17 protein-coding genes are annotated in these 16,268 nt (G+C 64.2%); 10 read left to right on the top strand and 7 right to left on the bottom strand.

Translation table 11 applies throughout. From position 1 onward, the window contains the following. Positions 1–11: 11 nt before the first annotated feature. The 3 genes from EBB56_RS08840 to EBB56_RS08830 all read right to left on the bottom strand — a co-directional run bounded on the left by EBB56_RS08840 (position 12) and on the right by EBB56_RS08830 (position 2,761). Positions 12–743: an ABC transporter permease gene (locus tag EBB56_RS08840; protein WP_124803953.1), complete on the bottom strand. Its 732-nt coding sequence runs from the start codon at positions 741–743 to the stop codon at positions 12–14. Between the two features lie 4 nt (positions 744–747). Then, the gene (locus EBB56_RS08835; protein ID WP_045995114.1) at positions 748–1,908 is read right to left on the bottom strand and encodes an ABC transporter ATP-binding protein; all 1,161 of its coding nucleotides are present in this window, start codon (positions 1,906–1,908) and stop codon (positions 748–750) included. A gap of 187 nt (positions 1,909–2,095) precedes the next feature. Then, positions 2,096–2,761, bottom strand: a complete 666-nt coding sequence (locus EBB56_RS08830; RefSeq protein ID WP_045995115.1) for an ABC transporter permease — start codon at positions 2,759–2,761, stop codon at positions 2,096–2,098. Between the two features lie 430 nt (positions 2,762–3,191). On the opposite strand from EBB56_RS08830, the gene EBB56_RS08825 reads away from it, so the two are divergent. The 7 genes from EBB56_RS08825 to EBB56_RS08795 all read left to right on the top strand — a co-directional run bounded on the left by EBB56_RS08825 (position 3,192) and on the right by EBB56_RS08795 (position 10,083). Further along, on the top strand, positions 3,192–3,653 hold the full coding sequence (locus EBB56_RS08825) for an SUF system Fe-S cluster assembly regulator (protein WP_045995116.1): 462 nt from the start codon (positions 3,192–3,194) through the stop codon (positions 3,651–3,653). A gap of 79 nt (positions 3,654–3,732) precedes the next feature. Beyond that, positions 3,733–5,175, top strand: a complete 1,443-nt coding sequence (gene sufB, locus EBB56_RS08820; protein WP_045995117.1) for a Fe-S cluster assembly protein SufB — start codon at positions 3,733–3,735, stop codon at positions 5,173–5,175. Positions 5,176–5,249: 74 nt separating this feature from the next. Further along, positions 5,250–6,002, top strand: a complete 753-nt coding sequence (gene sufC, locus EBB56_RS08815) for a Fe-S cluster assembly ATPase SufC (protein WP_045995118.1) — start codon at positions 5,250–5,252, stop codon at positions 6,000–6,002. Then, complete coding sequence (gene sufD / locus EBB56_RS08810) at positions 5,999–7,345, top strand: Fe-S cluster assembly protein SufD (RefSeq protein WP_108133009.1); 1,347 nt, start codon at positions 5,999–6,001, stop codon at positions 7,343–7,345. The genes sufC and sufD overlap by 4 nt, the downstream gene beginning before the upstream one ends. A 2-nt stretch (positions 7,346–7,347) precedes the next feature. Next, positions 7,348–8,589: a cysteine desulfurase gene (locus tag EBB56_RS08805; RefSeq protein WP_045995120.1), complete on the top strand. Its 1,242-nt coding sequence runs from the start codon at positions 7,348–7,350 to the stop codon at positions 8,587–8,589. 86 nt (positions 8,590–8,675) lie between these two features. Further along, entirely contained in the window at positions 8,676–9,248 is a 573-nt protein-coding gene (gene sufT / locus EBB56_RS08800; RefSeq protein WP_045995121.1) for a putative Fe-S cluster assembly protein SufT, read from the top strand. A gap of 58 nt (positions 9,249–9,306) precedes the next feature. Beyond that, the gene (locus EBB56_RS08795) at positions 9,307–10,083 is read left to right on the top strand and encodes a vancomycin high temperature exclusion protein (protein WP_124803951.1); all 777 of its coding nucleotides are present in this window, start codon (positions 9,307–9,309) and stop codon (positions 10,081–10,083) included. 100 nt (positions 10,084–10,183) lie between these two features. Here the strand turns inward: EBB56_RS08795 and EBB56_RS08790 are convergent, their stop codons facing one another. The 4 genes from EBB56_RS08790 to EBB56_RS08775 all read right to left on the bottom strand — a co-directional run bounded on the left by EBB56_RS08790 (position 10,184) and on the right by EBB56_RS08775 (position 13,463). Next, positions 10,184–10,660: a hypothetical protein gene (locus tag EBB56_RS08790; protein ID WP_045995122.1), complete on the bottom strand. Its 477-nt coding sequence runs from the start codon at positions 10,658–10,660 to the stop codon at positions 10,184–10,186. Positions 10,661–10,948: 288 nt separating this feature from the next. After that, positions 10,949–11,863 (bottom strand): 30S ribosomal protein S6--L-glutamate ligase, encoded by a 915-nt coding sequence (rimK, locus tag EBB56_RS08785; RefSeq protein ID WP_045995123.1) that lies wholly within the window; start codon positions 11,861–11,863, stop codon positions 10,949–10,951. Between the two features lie 33 nt (positions 11,864–11,896). Further along, the gene (locus tag EBB56_RS08780) at positions 11,897–12,334 is read right to left on the bottom strand and encodes a RimK/LysX family protein (protein ID WP_045995124.1); all 438 of its coding nucleotides are present in this window, start codon (positions 12,332–12,334) and stop codon (positions 11,897–11,899) included. A 91-nt stretch (positions 12,335–12,425) separates the two neighbouring features. Beyond that, the gene (locus tag EBB56_RS08775; RefSeq protein WP_045995125.1) at positions 12,426–13,463 is read right to left on the bottom strand and encodes a DUF3549 family protein; all 1,038 of its coding nucleotides are present in this window, start codon (positions 13,461–13,463) and stop codon (positions 12,426–12,428) included. Positions 13,464–13,942: 479 nt separating this feature from the next. Here EBB56_RS08775 and EBB56_RS08770 point away from each other — a divergent pair, with 479 nt between their 5' ends. The 3 genes from EBB56_RS08770 to EBB56_RS08760 are packed head-to-tail and all read left to right on the top strand — an operon-like array spanning position 13,943 to position 16,127. After that, positions 13,943–14,689, top strand: a complete 747-nt coding sequence (locus EBB56_RS08770) for an amino acid ABC transporter substrate-binding protein (RefSeq protein ID WP_045995126.1) — start codon at positions 13,943–13,945, stop codon at positions 14,687–14,689. Positions 14,690–14,706: 17 nt separating this feature from the next. Then, on the top strand, positions 14,707–15,381 hold the full coding sequence (locus EBB56_RS08765) for an amino acid ABC transporter permease (RefSeq protein WP_108450181.1): 675 nt from the start codon (positions 14,707–14,709) through the stop codon (positions 15,379–15,381). Beyond that, complete coding sequence (locus tag EBB56_RS08760) at positions 15,378–16,127, top strand: amino acid ABC transporter ATP-binding protein (protein WP_124803949.1); 750 nt, start codon at positions 15,378–15,380, stop codon at positions 16,125–16,127. The genes EBB56_RS08765 and EBB56_RS08760 overlap by 4 nt, the downstream gene beginning before the upstream one ends. Positions 16,128–16,268: the final 141 nt, after the last annotated feature.

Genomic DNA, 16,268 nt, shown 5'->3' with positions numbered 1-16,268 from the left:
AGCCCAGGTGTTCAGGCCCGCGCCGGATTGACGCCGCGCGGCACCACGATGAAGGCCACGCCGGCCACCAGGGCGTCCACCAGGATCGCCAGCAGCGCGGTGGGGATGGCCCCGGACAGCATCATGATCGGATCGTAGAGATCGATGCCGGTGAAGATCAGCTCACCCAGTCCGCCTGCGCCGATCAAAAAGGCCAGGGGCACCGTGCCGACGTTGATGGTCAGGGCGGTACGGATACCGGCGAAGATGACGTAGAGGGCATTGGGCAGTTCCACCTTGAGCAGGCGCTGGGTCGGCGACATGCCGATCCCGGCAGCGGCCTCCTTGAGCGCCGGCGAGACGCCCTTGAGTCCGGCGTAGGTGTTGCGCGCGATGGGCAGAAGGGTGGCCACGAACAGGCCAAACACCGCTGGCACGGTGCCGATGCCGAGAAAGCTCATGGACAGCGCCAGCACCGCCAGGGTGGGGATGGTGGTGCCGACGTTGAGCACCTGCATCATCGATTCCGCGGCCTTGGCCATGCTCGGGCGCGACAGCCACACCCCCAGCGGGATCGCGACCAGGATCGCCAGGCTGCCCGACAGGAAGGTCAGCCACAGGTGCTGGACCACCAGATACTGGACGTCGGGCAGGTACCACAGGAAGTCATCGATGGCGCCGCTGGCCTGGGCCCATACCCCGAGCAGGAAGATGGCAATCAGGGCAAGGACGAGTCCGGCGCTTTTCAGGCTTCGAATCAGCATCGGCTCACTCCTTGGGCTCGGCGGCCACGGCGGACGTCTCGCGCTGCTTGGTACGGAAGCGGGCGCCTAGGTGGTGGGTCATGGCGCGCTGGGTGATCTGCCCGCAGACGCGGCCCTCCTCGTCGACGCAGGGCAGCCAGGTGATGTCCTGGGCGAACATCAGCGAGGCCACCTTGCGCAGGTCGTCGTCGAGACTCACCGTGGCCGGCACGTTCTGGAAGTGGTCGCGGCAGTAGCCCTTGGTGGTGCGGGCCAGGGAGCGGCTGATCAGGCCCACCGGCTGGCGCTTGTCGTTGATCATCAGGATCGAATTCTGGTAGCCGAAGTCGTCGATGCGTGCGAGCGCCGTGGTCAGGGTGTCCTCGGGCTTGACGGTACCGATCTCATCGCTGACCACTTCGGCGACCTTGACCAGGTTCAGCCGCTTGAGCGCGCGGTCCTCGCCGAGGAAGGACTCGACGAAGGCATTCTTCGGCGCCGCCAGCAGGTCGTCGGGGGACGAGTACTGCACCAGCTTGCCCTCGCGGAACACCGCGACCCGATCCCCCATCTTGATCGCTTCGTCGATATCGTGGCTGACGAACATGATGGTCTTCTTCAGGTCCTGCTGCATCTTCAGGAATTCATCCTGGATCACCGCCCGGTTGATCGGGTCGATGGCGCCGAAGGGCTCGTCCATCAGCATCACGGGGGGATCGGCGGCCAGTGCCCGGGCCACACCGATGCGCTGCTGTTGACCACCGGACAGCTCGGACGGATAGCGCTTGAGAAAGGCGTCGGGTTCCAGCGCGATCATGCGCATCAGCTCGCGGGCACGCTCCTTGTAGCGCGCCTTGTCCCAGCCCAGCAGCTTGGGCACCACCGCGATGTTCTCCTCGATGGTCATGTTGGGGAACAGGCCGATCTGCTGGATGACGTAGCCGATGTTGCGGCGCAGGTCCTGGGTGTCCATGCCGGTGGTGTCATCGCCATTGATGAACACCTTGCCGGAGGAGGGCTTCACGATCCGGTTGATCATCTTGAGGGTGGTGGTCTTGCCGCAGCCGGAGGGGCCGAGCAGGATGCAGATCTCGCCGCTGGGGACCTCCATGTTGATGTGGTCGGCGGCGACGACCGCGCCCTTGGGCGTATCGAAGACCTTGGTCAGGTTTTCCAGACGAATCATGAGCAAATCCTTGTATGCAAGTCGGCGTCGGCGAGCTCCGGGTCGTCGATGGGCGTCGACGGTGCCGCTGTCGAGGCGGCGGCTCACCTGTTGTCGTATCGACGTTCCGGCTGCGCTCGGGCGGTGTGGCGTGCAGGACGCGAGCCGCCGTGGCGGTATTTTCCCGACGCTGCCGGAACACAAATGGTCAGGCGGCGTTGGCGGCGCCTTCCATGCCCTTGGGCGTGAAGCGCTTCTGCACCGCCAGCAGGCCGTAGTCGACGATAATCGCCAGCAGGCTGACCGCCACCGCGCCGACGATCAGCTGGCGCGGGTCGGACTGGGAGATACCACGGCTGATAAAGGTGCCGAGACCGCCGGCGCCGATATAGGCGGCGATCGCCATGACACCGATATTGAGCACCACGGCGGTGCGCACCCCGGCCATGATCACTGGCACCGCCAGTGGGATCTCGACCATCCGCAGGCGCTGGCGGTGGCTCATGCCGATGCCACGGGCAGCCTCGCGCAGGGCCGGGTCGACGTTGTTGATGGCGGTGTAGGTGTTACGAATGATCGGTAATTGGGAGTACAGCAGCACCGCGATCACCGCCGGCAGGTAGCCGATGCCCTGACCGATCAGCGACAGCACCGGAATCATGATCCCGAACAGCGCGATGGAGGGCACGGTGACGATGATCGACGCTGCGTAGAGCACCGCCTGGGCGACGCGCTCGTTGCGGGTGATGGCGATGCCGATGGGCACCCCGGTGAGGGTGGCGATGCCGACGGCAACGCCCACCAGCGAGATGTGCTCGAGGGTCCGGGACAACAGCAGGTCGGCGTTGTCCAGGGCGTACTGAATCAGTTCCAAGGCAATAGCTCCTGTCGAGGCCTCGCGGCGGGGTGAGTCGGGCCTGTGAACGGCCCTGGGCCAGGACACACGTCATCGGCTCGGCCTGACAAGAGGCGAGGCGTTGCGTTCACTGGCCGTTGATACGGCACAAGCTTAGCAGAATGAAGTATCTATTTGGTTTGATCATGAATGACGATCTGCAATGACGGGAATTGATGGATCTGATGCTTGGGGGTGAGGCTGTCAACCCGGACGCATAGTTAAAGTAAATGAGAATGATTGGTTTTAATGTGTCTATCGGCGGCGATCGTGCCGAGAACGTGAGGACTATCGACGTGATAGATGTGTGCCGCTCTTCACATGGAGGTTATACAGGACTAAAATGGTCCCCAATCGAAGCAGGGGCTGAGCCCTGCACCGACGAGGGGAACTCCCCGAGGAGATGGGCATGCTGAAGCTTTCCCGGTTGACGGACTATGCGGCGGTGGTGATGGCACAGATCGCACGTCACCCCCAGCAGCCGCACGCCGCCGGAGAGCTCGCCGAAGCGGTGCAGTTGCCTCACCCCACGGTGAGCAAGACGCTGAAGATGCTGGTGCGCGCGGGACTGCTGGTGTCCCGGCGCGGCGCCCAGGGTGGCTACTACCTGGCGCGTCCTGCCTCGGAGATCACCGCCAGCGACATCATCGCGGCCATCGAAGGGCCGGTGGCGGTGACCGAATGCAGCCACGCCGATGGCGAATGCGACCTGGCCTCCACCTGCGGGGTGGCCGACAACTGGCAGCGAGTGTCGCTGGCGATCCGCGAACTGCTCGACAGCATCACCCTGGCGCACCTGGCCGACAGCGCGCCGCTGAAGCTGCCGATTCGCCTGCCGATCCAGAGCATCAGCCTGGCGGCGGAAGCCTGACCAGCGCCTCATCGACATCGACTTCATTACCCTGGGCGGGTAACGCCCGCCGACCGAACCGTCCGGGAGGGGACACATCATGGCAAGTCAGGAAATGGAACAGCTCGTCCGTCGCGAATATAAAGAAGGATTCGTGACCGACATCGAGAGCGACACGATCCCGCCGGGGCTGGATGAAGACACCATCGCCTTCATCTCCAAGAAGAAGGGTGAGCCGCAGTGGATGCTCGATTGGCGCCTTGACGCCTACCATCAGTGGCTGAAGATGACCGCGCCGTCCTGGGCCCATCTGGACTATCCGCCCATCGACTACCAGGCGATCTCGTATTTCAGCGCGCCCAAGCGTGAGGAAGACAAGCCCCAGAGCCTCGACGAGGTGGACCCCAAGCTGCTCGAGACCTACGAGAAGCTGGGCATCCCGCTGCATGAGCGTGCGGCCCTGGCTGGCGTCGCCGTGGACGCGGTGTTCGACTCGGTGTCGGTGACCACCACCTTCAAGGACAAGCTGGCCGAGGCCGGCGTGATCTTCTGCTCCATCTCCGAGGCGATCCGCGACTATCCGGAGCTGGTCAAGCAGTACCTGGGTACCGTGGTGCCGACCAGCGACAACTACTTTGCCGCGCTCAACTCGGCGGTGTTCACCGACGGCTCGTTCGTGTTCGTGCCGGAAGGCGTGACCTGCCCGATGGAGCTGTCCACCTACTTCCGCATCAACGCCGCCAACACCGGCCAGTTCGAGCGCACCCTGATCGTGTGCGAGAAGAAGGCCCAGGTGTCCTACCTGGAAGGCTGCACCGCACCGATGCGCGACGAGAACCAGCTGCACGCCGCGGTGGTGGAACTGGTGGCGCTGGAAGACGCCAGCATCAAGTACTCCACGGTGCAGAACTGGTATCCGGGTGACGAGGACGGCAAGGGCGGCATCTACAACTTCGTCACCAAGCGTGGCGACTGCCGTGGCGACCGTTCCCACATCAGCTGGACCCAGGTCGAGACCGGCTCCGCCATCACCTGGAAGTACCCGTCCTGCATCCTGCGTGGCAAGGACTCCATCGGCGAGTTCTACTCGGTGGCGGTGACCAACGGTCGCCAGCAGGCCGATACCGGCACCAAGATGATCCACCTGGGCGAGGGCTCCAAGTCCACCATCGTCTCCAAGGGTATCTCCGCCGGGCGTTCCAACCAGTCCTATCGTGGTCTGGTCAAGGTCGGCCCGCGGGCCAAGGGCGCGCGCAACTTTACCCAGTGTGATTCGCTGCTGATCGGCGATACCTGCGGTGCCCACACCTTCCCGTACCAGGAGATCGGCAACTCGACGGCCACGGTGGAGCACGAGGCGACCACCTCCAAGATCGGCGAGGACCAGCTGTTCTACTGCCAGAGCCGCGGTATCTCCGAGGAAGACGCGGTCAACATGATCGTCAACGGCTTCTGCAAGGACGTCTTCCAGGAGCTGCCGATGGAGTTTGCGGTCGAGGCAGAGGCGCTGCTCAACGTGACGCTCGAAGGCGCGGTGGGCTGACCCCCGGCGCAACTTCCACCCTTATTCGTTTTTCTCCCGCCGCCCGGCGCGGCGGGCATCGCAAAGGTGTCTACATGCTCGAAGTCAAGGATCTCCACGTCACCGTCGAGGGCTCTGAAATCCTCAAGGGTCTGACCCTGTCCATCCAGCCTGGCGAAGTGCACGCCATCATGGGTCCCAATGGCGCCGGCAAGTCGACCCTGTCCGCCGTCATCGCGGGCAAGGACGGCTACGAGGTGACCGCGGGCTCGATCACCTTCGAGGGCAAGGATGTCCTCGAGATGGAGATCGAAGAGCGCGCCCAGGCCGGTCTGCTGCTGGGCTTTCAGTACCCGGTGGAAATCCCGGGGGTCAAGAACATCTACCTGCTCAAGGCGGCGCTCAACGCCCAGCGCGAGGCGCGCGGCGAGGGCGAGATTCCGGCACCCGAGTTCATGAAGCTGATCAAGGAAAAGGTGTCCTTCATGAAGATGGACAACAGCTTCCTGCAGCGTGCCGTCAATGAAGGCTTCTCCGGCGGCGAGAAGAAGCGTAACGAGATCCTGCAGATGCTGGTGCTGCAGCCCAAGCTCGCGATGCTCGACGAGATCGACTCCGGCCTCGACATCGACGCCATGAAGGTGGTGGCCGATGGGGTCAACTCGCTGCGCAGTGAAGATCGCGGCATCCTGCTGGTGACTCACTACCAGCGCCTGCTCGACTACATCGTGCCCGACCACGTCCACGTGCTGGTGAACGGCCGGATCGTCAAGAGCGGCGGCGCCGAGCTTGCCCATGAACTCGAATCCCGTGGCTACGACTGGGTCGTAGAGGAGCCCGCTGCATGAGTGATGTGCAACGCTTTCTCGATCGTCTGAACGAGCGCAGCGAGGCGCGCCGCGGCGAACCCACCTGGATCGCCGCACGGCGCCAGGCCGGTGCGGCCCGCTTCGAGGCGATGGGCTTTCCCGATCGCCGCGTCGAAGAGTGGAAGTACACCGACGTGCGCGCCATTAGTCGCACCGACTTCCAGCTCACAGGCTCTGCCGAGTTTTCCCAGGCCAGCGCCGCTGCCCTGACGCTGCCGCTGGACGCCCACCGTCTGACCTTCGTCGACGGCGTCTTTTCCAGCGCCCTGTCGGACCTGTCCGAGCTGCCGGGTGGCGTGCAGGTGCAGCCGCTGTCCCAGGCCCTGGAAGAGAACCACGAGGCCGTCGGCGGCCCGCTGGGGCGCCTGACCGGGGTCGAATTCTCGGCCTTCTCGGCGCTCAACACCGCCTTCTTCGAGGAGGGCGCGCTGGTGCGCCTGGCGCCCGGCACCGTGGTCGACAAGCCTATCGTGCTGCAGTTCCTGTCCCGGGCCAACGAGGCGCCGGTGATGAGCCACCCGCGTATCCTGATCGAGGCGGGCGGACGCAGCCAGGCCACCGTGATCGAACACCATGTGGGTGAAGAGGGCGCCGCCAACTTCACCAACCTGGTGGAAGAGGTGATGCTCGATCGTGGCGCCAACCTGACCCACTACAAGCTGGTGGAGTCGCCCGAGCAGGACCTGCACGTGGCCAGTATCCACGTGGAGCAGTGCCGCGACGCTCAGTTCACCTCCTTCAACATCACCCTCGGTGGTGGACTGGTGCGCAACGACCTGGTCAGCGACCTCAATGGCCAGGGCGCTGAGGTGACCTTCAATGGTCTGTTCTACGGCCAGAATCGCCAGCACGTGGACAACCACACCCTGGCCAACCACAACGCGCCCCACACCTTCTCCCACGAGAACTACAAGGGCATCCTCGATGACCGCGCCCACGGCGTGTTCAACGGCAAGGTGATCGTCAAGCGCGACAGCCAGAAGATCGAGGCCGACCAGAGCAACGCCAACCTGCTGCTCTCCGATCGCGCCCAGATCGACACCAAGCCCGAGCTCGAGATCTACGCCGACGACGTCAAGTGTTCCCACGGCGCCACCACCGGTCAGCTCGACGAGGAAGCGGTGTTTGCCCTGCGTACCCGCGGGCTGGATGAGGCCACTGCACGTGGACTGCTGACCCTGGCCTTCGCCGGTGAGGTGATGGACCAGGTGAATCTGGACGCGGTGTCCGAGCGGGTCGAGCTGACCGTGGCCGGCAAGCTGCCCGAGCGCTTCCACCTGGCCGGTCTGGTGGAAGCCGCCGTGGCCCTCAACGAGGACTGAGCATGACCCACTTCAGCGATCTGCTGCTCGATGTGGCGAGGGTGCGCAAGGACTTCCCGATCCTCGATCGGGAGGTCCACGGCAAGCCCCTGGTCTATCTGGACAACGCCGCCACCAGCCAGACGCCACGTCAGGTGATCGAGGTGTTCGATCACTACTACAGCCAGATGAACGCCAATATCCATCGTGGCCTTCACACCCTGGCCGACGAGGCCACGGCGGCCTTCGAGGGCACCCGGGAGACCGTGCGTGCCTTTTTGAACGCCGCGAGCACCCGCGAGATCGTGTTCACCCGTGGCACCACCGAGGCGATCAACCTGGTGGCCCAGAGCTGGGGGCGCGCCAACCTCGGTCCCGGTGACGAGGTGCTGATCTCCCAGCTCGAACATCACTCCAATATCGTGCCCTGGCAGTTGCTGGCGGCCGAGCGCGGCTTCACCATCAAGGTCATCCCGGTGGATGAGCGTGGCGCGCTGGATCAGGACGCCTACCGTGACCTGATCGGCGAGCGCACCCGGCTGGTGGCGGTCAATCACGTCTCCAACGCCCTCGGTACCATCAACCCGGTGGCCGAGATGGCCCGGGTCGCCCATCAGCACGATGCGCTGATTCTGGTGGATGGCGCCCAGGCAGCACCCCATGAGCCGATCGATGTTCAGGCCATCGGTGCCGACTTCTACGCATTTTCGGGGCACAAGGTCTATGGTCCCACCGGCGCCGGCGTGCTCTACGGCCGCGAGGCGCTGCTCGAGGCCATGCCGCCCTGGCAGGGTGGCGGCGAGATGATCGCCACGGTGTCCTTCGAGACGCCGACCACCTTTGCCGCCATTCCCCACAAGTTCGAGGCGGGCACGCCGGCCATCGCCGAAGTGATCGCCCTGGGCCGTGCCATCGAATGGGTCAACTCGATCGGCCTTGAGCACATCAGCGCCTGGGAGCATCGCCTGCTCGAGCACGCCACCGAAAGCGTGGCGGCGGTGGATGGCCTTCGCGTGCTGGGCACCGCGCCGGACAAGGCAGGCGTCTTGTCCTTTGTGGTCGACGGCGTGCATAGCCAGGATATCGGTCTGTTGATCGACCAGCTCGGCGTGGCGATTCGTACCGGCCACCACTGCGCCCAGCCGCTGCTGGCCCAGTTCGGCGTCGATGCCACCTGTCGCGCTTCCTTTGCGGCCTACAACACCCCGGAGGAAGTCGACGTGCTGGTCGAGAGCCTCCAGCGGGTGATCAGCATGCTGCGCTGAAGCAGCAGGGCGGCTCGGGGCGGCGCGTGCCGCCTCGAGCCCTGGTTGGCAAGGGAGTCATTCGGCGTACCCGCCTAAGGAATTGCATGAGCGAACACGATCAGATTGCTCAACTGAGCAAGGGCCAGCAACTGCCGTTGCAGCGGGACGTGGAGGTCATCTCCATTCCCTTCGGCAAGACGGTGACACTTGACGAGGACAGCATCGTCTCGGTGATGCAGGCCAAGGGCAGCACCCTGAGTGTTGCCTACGAGGGGCGTCTGTACCTGATCGAGGGATCCAACCTGGACGCGGTGGGCCTCGAGCCGATGCCACGCCCGACACTGGACCCCGAGGCCGACGATGCGGCGATCGAGGCATTTGTCTGGGACCAGCTGAGGACTTGTTTCGACCCTGAGATCCCGGTCAATATCGTCGATCTGGGGCTGGTATACGGTTGTCGTATCGAGCGCCTGATCAGTGGTGAGCGCATCGTCACCATTCGCATGACCCTGACCGCCCCCGGCTGTGGCATGGGCGATGTGATCGCGGCGGATGCGCGCAACAAGATTCTGGGAGCACCGCAGATTTCCAAGGTGCATACCGAGATCGTCTTCGATCCCCCCTGGAGTCGTGAGATGATGAGCGACGAGGCCAAGCTGGAACTTGGCATGTTCTGACCCGGCCCTCTCTGGCCCGCGCAGCGGGTCCTGACTTCCGCTGTCAATTGGAATCGTCATGCGCGAGCCGCTGTTCACGATGTTTCGTCGCCTGCTGCTGTGTCTCGGTAGCCTGGTCCTGTTGCTCGCCCTGGCCTTCGTCGCGGCCAACGCCTGGGTGGTGGCCACCACCCGCGATCGCATCGCTCCTCGACTCGTCGAATGCCGCCCCCACCAGGTCGGCATCGTCTTCGGCACCTCCCACTGGACCCGCAGCGGTACCCGCAATCCCCACTTCGAAGGGCGCATGATCGCCGCCGCCCGGTTGATGAACGAGGGACGTCTGCGCCACCTGCTGGTGTCCGGTGACAATGCCACCCGCTACTACAACGAGCCGGTGACCATGTGGCGCGACCTCAAGGCGCGTGGCGTGCGCGAGGTCGACATGACGCTGGACTACGCCGGTTTCAGCACCTTCGATACTCTGGCCAGGGCCCGCGACGTGTTCGAGGTGGAGCGCGCGCTATTGATTACCCAGGACTGGCACCTGCCGCGGGCGCTGTTCATCGCTGATGCCCTGGGGCTTGAGGTCGAGGGCTGCCCGGCGCCCGAGAGGGAGGGTTCTCGCTGGCTGATCCTGCGGGAGTGGGTGGCCCGGGTGGCGACCCTGGGCGATCTCTACCTGTGGCAACGAGAGCCGCGCTTTCTTGGCCCGCTGGAGCCTTTGAAGATCGCGGCGCCGGCAGCTCGCATCGAGGCTCGAAGTCTTCACGAGATCATCGATGAGGTGTTGACCAGAGGCGACGCCAGTGCGGCGCCATTGCTGCTGCGCACGCCCGACGCCGACAAGAACTGAGAGCGGCCCCTTTACCCAGGCATCCGCTTCACCAATAAAAACGCCTTGCCGGCAGAGCCTGGCAAGGCGTTTTCGTGGATTGGCGTTGTGGTCGGCGGCGTCAGCGTTTGACGGTTCGACGGCCTGCGCCACGCTTCTGGGCGGTCGACTTCTGCAGGTCGTAGAGCTCGCGAATCAGCGCGCGGCAACCCTTCCATACCTCTTCGATCACCGGCTCGATGGGGCCCGGCAAGGGATGGGTAAACAGGGTGGAGAGGGATTGCATCAGCACCCGCTCCTGCTCGAGCAGCTCGTTGATCAACACCTGTGAGTCGTTGCCGACAAAGCTCTTGAGACGACTCCACAGCCACATGTAGTCGTCGCGTTCGACGTCGGCATCACGCGGCAGCAGGTCGAGGTGTTCGCGCGCCAGCTCCTGGAGCTCGCGCATGGTCTTCTGGCGCGTCTCGAAGTGGGGCTCCAGAGCGTCGCGCAGCGAGGGTCGCAGGCGCTCGAGATTGTCCTGGAAATAGTCGACGCTGTCGGCCAGGGCCTCCAGCAGGCTGTCCATCGCCACCTGGCGATTATCGAGAAACATGCGCGTCACCTCCTCCGGTGACGCAAATTGTGGGGCTCCAGCAGGAGTTTTGCCACCCCTAATGTGGCAAATATTTATGATTCTTGCGGTGGGATAGTCGATCGCTTCGACCTTGGTCGAAAAGCGCTGACAAAGTTGACCAGGTTGCGGCGAGATATCGTCGTAGGCGAAGGACAGCCTCGCGCTTATGAGGGACAACTGATCGCCAATAAGAAGACGGGCGACCGTACTATCGGTCGCCCGTCGGCGTCATCCTTTACGGGGCTTTTATCTTGAGCCCTTGCCGCTTCAGCCCTTGGGTTTGGCCGGCGTACGGGTCCGTGGACGCGCCGTGGCGCTCTTTTCCAGGTGTTCGATGACCAGGCCGGCGATGTCCTTGCCGGTGGCGCTCTCGATGCCCTGCAGGCCGGGCGAGGAGTTCACCTCCATCACCACGGGGCCATGGTTGGAGCGCAGCAGGTCGACACCGGCCACGCGCAGCCCCATGGACTTGGCCGCGCGGATGGCGGTGGAGCGTTCTTCCGGGGTGATACGGATGACGCTGGCGCTGCCGCCGCGGTGCAGGTTGGAGCGGAACTCGCCTTCGGCCGCCTGGCGCTTCATCGCTGCCACCACCTTGTCGCCGATGACGAAGCAGCGGATGTCGGCGCCCTTGGCTTCCTTGATGTACTCCTGAACCATGATGTTGGCCTTCATGCCCATGAACGCCTGGATCACCGATTCCGCCGCCTGGTTGGTCTCGGCCAGCACCACGCCGATACCCTGGGTGCCTTCCAGCAGCTTGATCACCAGCGGGGCGCCCTTGACCATGGTGATCAGGTCCGGGATGTCATCGGGGGAGTGGGCGAAGCCGGTCACCGGCAGGCCGATGCCCTTGCGAGACAGCAGCTGCAGTGAGCGCAGCTTGTCGCGGGAGCGGGTGATGCCGACGCTGTCGTTGAGCACGGTGACGTTCATCATCTCGAACTGACGCAGCACGGCGCAGCCGTAGAAGGTGACCGAGGAGCCGATGCGCGGGATGACGGCGTCGAAGGGCTCGAGTTCCTCACCCTTGTAGTGAATCGACGGATGGTGAGAAGCGATGCTCATGTAGCAGCGCAGCGTATCGACCACCCGGGCCGTATGGCCGCGTTGTTCGGCGGCTTCCACCAGGCGACGAGTGGAGTAGAGATTGCGGTTGCGGGACAGCAGCGCGATATGCATGTGCGAGTCTCCAGGTCAGGGGCGGTGGATCCGTCAGGGTTCGCCGTGCAGAAAGGTGGCGCCGGGCGCCACCAGCAGGCGGCGCAGTGCGCGGCGACCGAGAAGCATGGGGTGGCGCATGTTGCGCCGGTCGGTCAGGGATAGCTCGACGGGAAATTCCAGATCCCCCATCTGCATCTGGGTGCGAATAAAGTAGCGCCACTCGGCCTGGCCGTTGGAGCTGGTGACCTTGCGCCGATCATGCAGGTGCATACGGTACTGGTGTGACGGACTGTCGGGGCCGCCGGCACGGGTGACGAAGCTGACCCACAGGATCTCGTCCTCCTCGAAGGACTCGATCTCCTCGGCGTGCAGCGCCGAGGTGCGAGCGCCGGTGTCCACCTTGGCACACAGATGCAGGTGCATCTGCGGCAGGATCACCATCTCGCGGCGACCGACGACGGCCTGAGCCTGAAAGGGCAGGTCCTTCATGTCTTCTCCTTGTCGCGGGATGCTGCTTGTTATTCAGGCGACGTCCGTTGTCGAACTGTCAGTGGCAACGAACGTCACACGGGCAAGCGAATCAATGACCGCCTGTGCCCTTGACCGCCGCCAGTCGGCGAGCGGTGGCGGAGTCCTTCGGGGCCTGACGCAGCGTCATCAGTACCGGCAGACGCAGCCGGGGGATCTGCGCCAGGTCCCTCGCAACGGCCAGGAAGTCGGCCCCGTCGCATTCGGCGACCCGCTCCAGAAACAGCGGCAGGCGCTCGGCGTGCTCCAGGTGTTGCCAGCCCCGTGCGGCGATTGCCGCGAGGGTGTCCGGGCCGCAGGCATCGCTATCGGCCAGCAAGGCGTCGAACCAGTCACCGGCCAGGCTGTCGGGCGCGTTGCCCACGGCGCGTACACAGGCGCAGAAGGTCTCGATGTCGCCCTGGCTGGCGGCCTGTTCGCCGCGCTGACGCAGCGCCTCCGCAAGCTCTGCTGATAGTGCTACATGTTCCAGACAGTAGCATAGCGATGTCAGCACTTCGCTGTGCAGCTGCGGGATAGCGGCCACCAGCGAGGCCTCAGTCTCGGGAGTGAGACGCGCCACATGGTCGGCCAGCCCCTGCAGGCCCAGCGCCTGCCAGTCGTGGCCACCCTGGCCCGACAGGAAGGCTTCGACCGGCTCAAGGTGCTCGCTGGCGGGACGCTCCAGATCGGCGCTGGCTCGAGCGTGCAGCATCGCCTGAAAGGTCAGGGAAGGGGTGAAGGCCAGCGGGTTGTCCTTCATCAGATTGTCGATCTCGCCGCCGTCGGACTGCTCCAGCGCTTCTGCGCTGCGTCCCAGGGTGGACAGCAGGCGCTCGAGGAAGGCGTCCCGCTGGGCGGCATCCAGAAGGCCCTGTTCGTCCACCGGCAGCGCCAGGAACCAGATCAGCGGGTCGCTCATGTCACCCAGGCGAAACACCAGCGCCAGGCGGGCACGACCCTGCCAGGGTTCCGGCCAGGGGACCTGGCCGCTCTCGAAGTCTGCCAGGGTCTCGAGCGCGCAGGGGTGCACACGCCGTCCCATATGATAGAGACGCACCTCGGCACCGGTCAGGGTGAAAAAGTCGTGAAGACGATGGATCGCTTGCATGGCCCCTCCGAAAGATCAGCGTGCACTCTATCGCGCCGCTCGAGGAGTGTCAGCCGTCCTCGGCGGAAATTTGTGCATCCCTCGCACTGTATTTTGCTGCACCGCTGGTGAATTTTTGATCAAGCGCCGCGAAAGAGCGTCAGAAGCGGCCCGGCGTCATCTGTCAAAGGGTTATCCACAGGGACATTCAGCGCTTCTGTGAATGAATGATGGTGGGGATAAGTCGATGTTGTGACAGTCCGCCGACGGCGGTCAGCGGTTGTTCCCGGAAAGGGCGATCGCAATAGCAGGAGGCTATGGTTCACCCTGGGATTTTTCACTGCGTCTGCTATCGATTTGGAATATAATGCAGTTCGTTTATTCCAAATCATGCTGAGCCATCGAGCAGCCCAGGGTTGAAGTGGCGATGGATGCCTCCACCTGTCACCCTCCCGGGCCATGCCGCACTGGCCGCCCCAATCGTTTTCAAGGAGCCGTCCATGGTTCGTCATCTGGCTGTTTCTCTTGCCGCCGCAGGTGCCATCGGTCTCGCTGCCGGTGCCCACGCCGACACCCTGAAAGTCGGCATGTCCGGTGGTTACTTTCCCTTTACCTTCGTCGAGCAGGACACCCTCAAGGGTTTCGAGGTCGACGTGATGGAAGCGGTGGCCGAAGAGATGGGCACCGAGGTGGAGTTCGTCACCGCCAACTTCTCAGGGTTGTTCGGCATGCTCGAGTCTGGGCGCATCGACACCATCGCCAACCAGATCACCATCACCGAGGAACGTGAGCAGAAGTACCTGTTCACCTCGCCCTACGTGTATGACGGTGCTCAGGTGGTGACCAAGGAAGGCAATGACGAGGTCTCCGGGGTCGAGGATCTGGCGGGCAAGACCGTGGCCGTCAACCTGGGCTCCAACTACGAGCAGTTGCTGCGCGAGCTGCCCTACGCCGACGAGATCGATATCCGCACCTATGAGAGCAACATCGAGCAGGACACCGCGCTGGGTCGTGTCGATGCCTTCGTCATGGATCGCGTCAGCGCCACCCAGGTGATCAAGGAAAAGCCGCTGCCGCTGGCGCTGGCCGGCAAGCCGTTCTCCGAGATTCGCAATGCGCTGCCGTTCCGCCAGGACGACCAGGAACTGCGCGACGAGGTCGACCAGGCGCTTGACACCCTGCGTGAAGACGGCACCTTGAGCGAGATCTCCGAGCGCTGGTTCGATGCCGATATCACCACGCCCTGAGCGGTGATCGACTCTCCATGAGCATTCTCGACCTCGACTACATGCTCGGGCTGGTGCCCATCCTGCTCAGCTACCTGCCCCTGACCCTGGGGATGGCGCTGGCCGGGATGGCGCTGGCTCTGGTGCTGGCCTGTGGCCTGGCGGTGATCCGGGTACTCAAGATCCCGGTTCTCAACGGCCTGACGCTGTGGTTCATCTCGTTCTTTCGCGGCACACCGCTGCTGGTGCAGCTGTTCCTGTTCTACTACGGGCTGCCCCAGGTGCTGTCGTTTCTGACCACCATCGATGGCATCACCGCCACCATCATGGGGCTGACGCTGCACTTCTCGGCCTATATGGCGGAGTCGATCCGCGCCGCCATCGTCGGCGTGGATCGCAGCCAGACCGAGGCGGCGCTGTCCATTGGCATGACCAACGGCCAGTTGATGCGCCGAATCGTGCTGCCCCAGGCCACTCGCATCGCGGTGCCGACGTTGATGAACTACTTCATCGACATGATCAAGGCCACCTCGCTGGCGTTCACCCTGGGCGTCACCGAGCTGATGGGGGCGACCCAGAAAGAGGCCGCCGGCAGCTTCCTGTACTTCGAGGCCTTCATCACCGTGGCGCTGATCTACTGGGCCATCGTCGAGGCGCTGGCCTGGCTGCAGCGGCGCCTGGAATCCCGACTCAACGAGGCCTATCGTCGATGATCAAGCTAGAGCGACTGACCAAGCGCTTCGGTGATACCACCGTGCTCGACGGTATCGATCTGGAGATCCAGCAGGGCGAGATCATCGTGGTGATCGGCCCCTCCGGGACCGGCAAGTCGACGTTGCTGCGCTGTCTCAACTTTCTCGAGCAGCCCGATGGTGGCCGATTGACCTTGGGTCCGCTGAGTCTGGACCTGACCCAGGCCAGCAAGTCCGAGATCCTGGCTGCCCGTCGACACACGGCCTTCGTGTTCCAGAACTACGCGCTGTTTGCCAACAAGACGGCGCTTGAGAACATCGCCGAGGGCCTGATCGTGGTCAACCGCTGGCCCAGGGCCAAGGCCCACCAGCGAGCGCGTGAGATCCTCGAGCGCATCGGCATGTCGGACAAGGCGAACGCCTATCCGGCGTCGCTGTCCGGGGGCCAGCAGCAGCGGGTGGGGATCGGCCGCGCCATGGCCGCCCAGGCCGAGGTGATCCTGTTCGACGAACCCACCTCATCGCTGGATCCCGAGTGGGTCGACGAGGTGCTGGCGTTGATGAAGCAGTTGGCGCGTGAACGCCAGACCATGCTGGTGGTCACCCACGAGATGGCCTTTGCCCGTGACGTGGCCGACCGGGTGGTGTTCATGGAGGGCGGGCGCATCGTCGAGCAGGGGCCTCCTTCGGAGCTGTTCCATGCACCGCAGGACCCGCGTACCCGGGACTTCCTGCGCAAGGTACTGCCCGCCGCCGAGCCCCTGTAGGCCGAATCGCTCATCCATCCGGCGAGATCCTCGTTCGAGAAAGTCTGCACGTCGAGGCGTGCCCTTCGAGGTGCCGCATTTGCAGCGGTTTCTTGGGGGGCGCGTGTTGCTGCCGGGCTGGCCCTCGCTGGTCCGGCACGC

Origin of the sequence: Halomonas sp. YLB-10 (assembly GCF_003856855.1) — a bacterium.
GTDB lineage: Bacteria > Pseudomonadota > Gammaproteobacteria > Pseudomonadales > Halomonadaceae > Halomonas > Halomonas litopenaei.
The sequence above is the reverse complement of the archived record's forward strand: the minus strand, read 5'-3'. Positions and strand labels throughout refer to the sequence as shown.

Bases quoted from the DNA above. Each gene is read 5' to 3' on its own strand.
- EBB56_RS08760 (WP_124803949.1), top strand. From the start codon at position 15,378: ATGATCAAGCTAGAGCGACTGACCAAGCGCTTCGGTGATACCACCGTG.
- sufT (WP_045995121.1), top strand. From the start codon at position 8,676: ATGAGCGAACACGATCAGATTGCTCAACTGAGCAAGGGCCAGCAACTG.
- EBB56_RS08775 (WP_045995125.1), bottom strand. From the start codon at position 13,463: ATGCAAGCGATCCATCGTCTTCACGACTTTTTCACCCTGACCGGTGCC.
- sufD (WP_108133009.1), top strand. From the start codon at position 5,999: ATGAGTGATGTGCAACGCTTTCTCGATCGTCTGAACGAGCGCAGCGAG.
- EBB56_RS08805 (WP_045995120.1), top strand. From the start codon at position 7,348: ATGACCCACTTCAGCGATCTGCTGCTCGATGTGGCGAGGGTGCGCAAG.
- EBB56_RS08780 (WP_045995124.1), bottom strand. From the start codon at position 12,334: ATGAAGGACCTGCCCTTTCAGGCTCAGGCCGTCGTCGGTCGCCGCGAG.
- sufB (WP_045995117.1), top strand. From the start codon at position 3,733: ATGGCAAGTCAGGAAATGGAACAGCTCGTCCGTCGCGAATATAAAGAA.
- EBB56_RS08770 (WP_045995126.1), top strand. From the start codon at position 13,943: ATGGTTCGTCATCTGGCTGTTTCTCTTGCCGCCGCAGGTGCCATCGGT.
- EBB56_RS08825 (WP_045995116.1), top strand. From the start codon at position 3,192: ATGCTGAAGCTTTCCCGGTTGACGGACTATGCGGCGGTGGTGATGGCA.
- EBB56_RS08795 (WP_124803951.1), top strand. From the start codon at position 9,307: ATGCGCGAGCCGCTGTTCACGATGTTTCGTCGCCTGCTGCTGTGTCTC.
- EBB56_RS08840 (WP_124803953.1), bottom strand. From the start codon at position 743: ATGCTGATTCGAAGCCTGAAAAGCGCCGGACTCGTCCTTGCCCTGATT.
- EBB56_RS08835 (WP_045995114.1), bottom strand. From the start codon at position 1,908: ATGATTCGTCTGGAAAACCTGACCAAGGTCTTCGATACGCCCAAGGGC.
- EBB56_RS08790 (WP_045995122.1), bottom strand. From the start codon at position 10,660: ATGTTTCTCGATAATCGCCAGGTGGCGATGGACAGCCTGCTGGAGGCC.
- EBB56_RS08765 (WP_108450181.1), top strand. From the start codon at position 14,707: ATGAGCATTCTCGACCTCGACTACATGCTCGGGCTGGTGCCCATCCTG.
- rimK (WP_045995123.1), bottom strand. From the start codon at position 11,863: ATGCATATCGCGCTGCTGTCCCGCAACCGCAATCTCTACTCCACTCGT.
- sufC (WP_045995118.1), top strand. From the start codon at position 5,250: ATGCTCGAAGTCAAGGATCTCCACGTCACCGTCGAGGGCTCTGAAATC.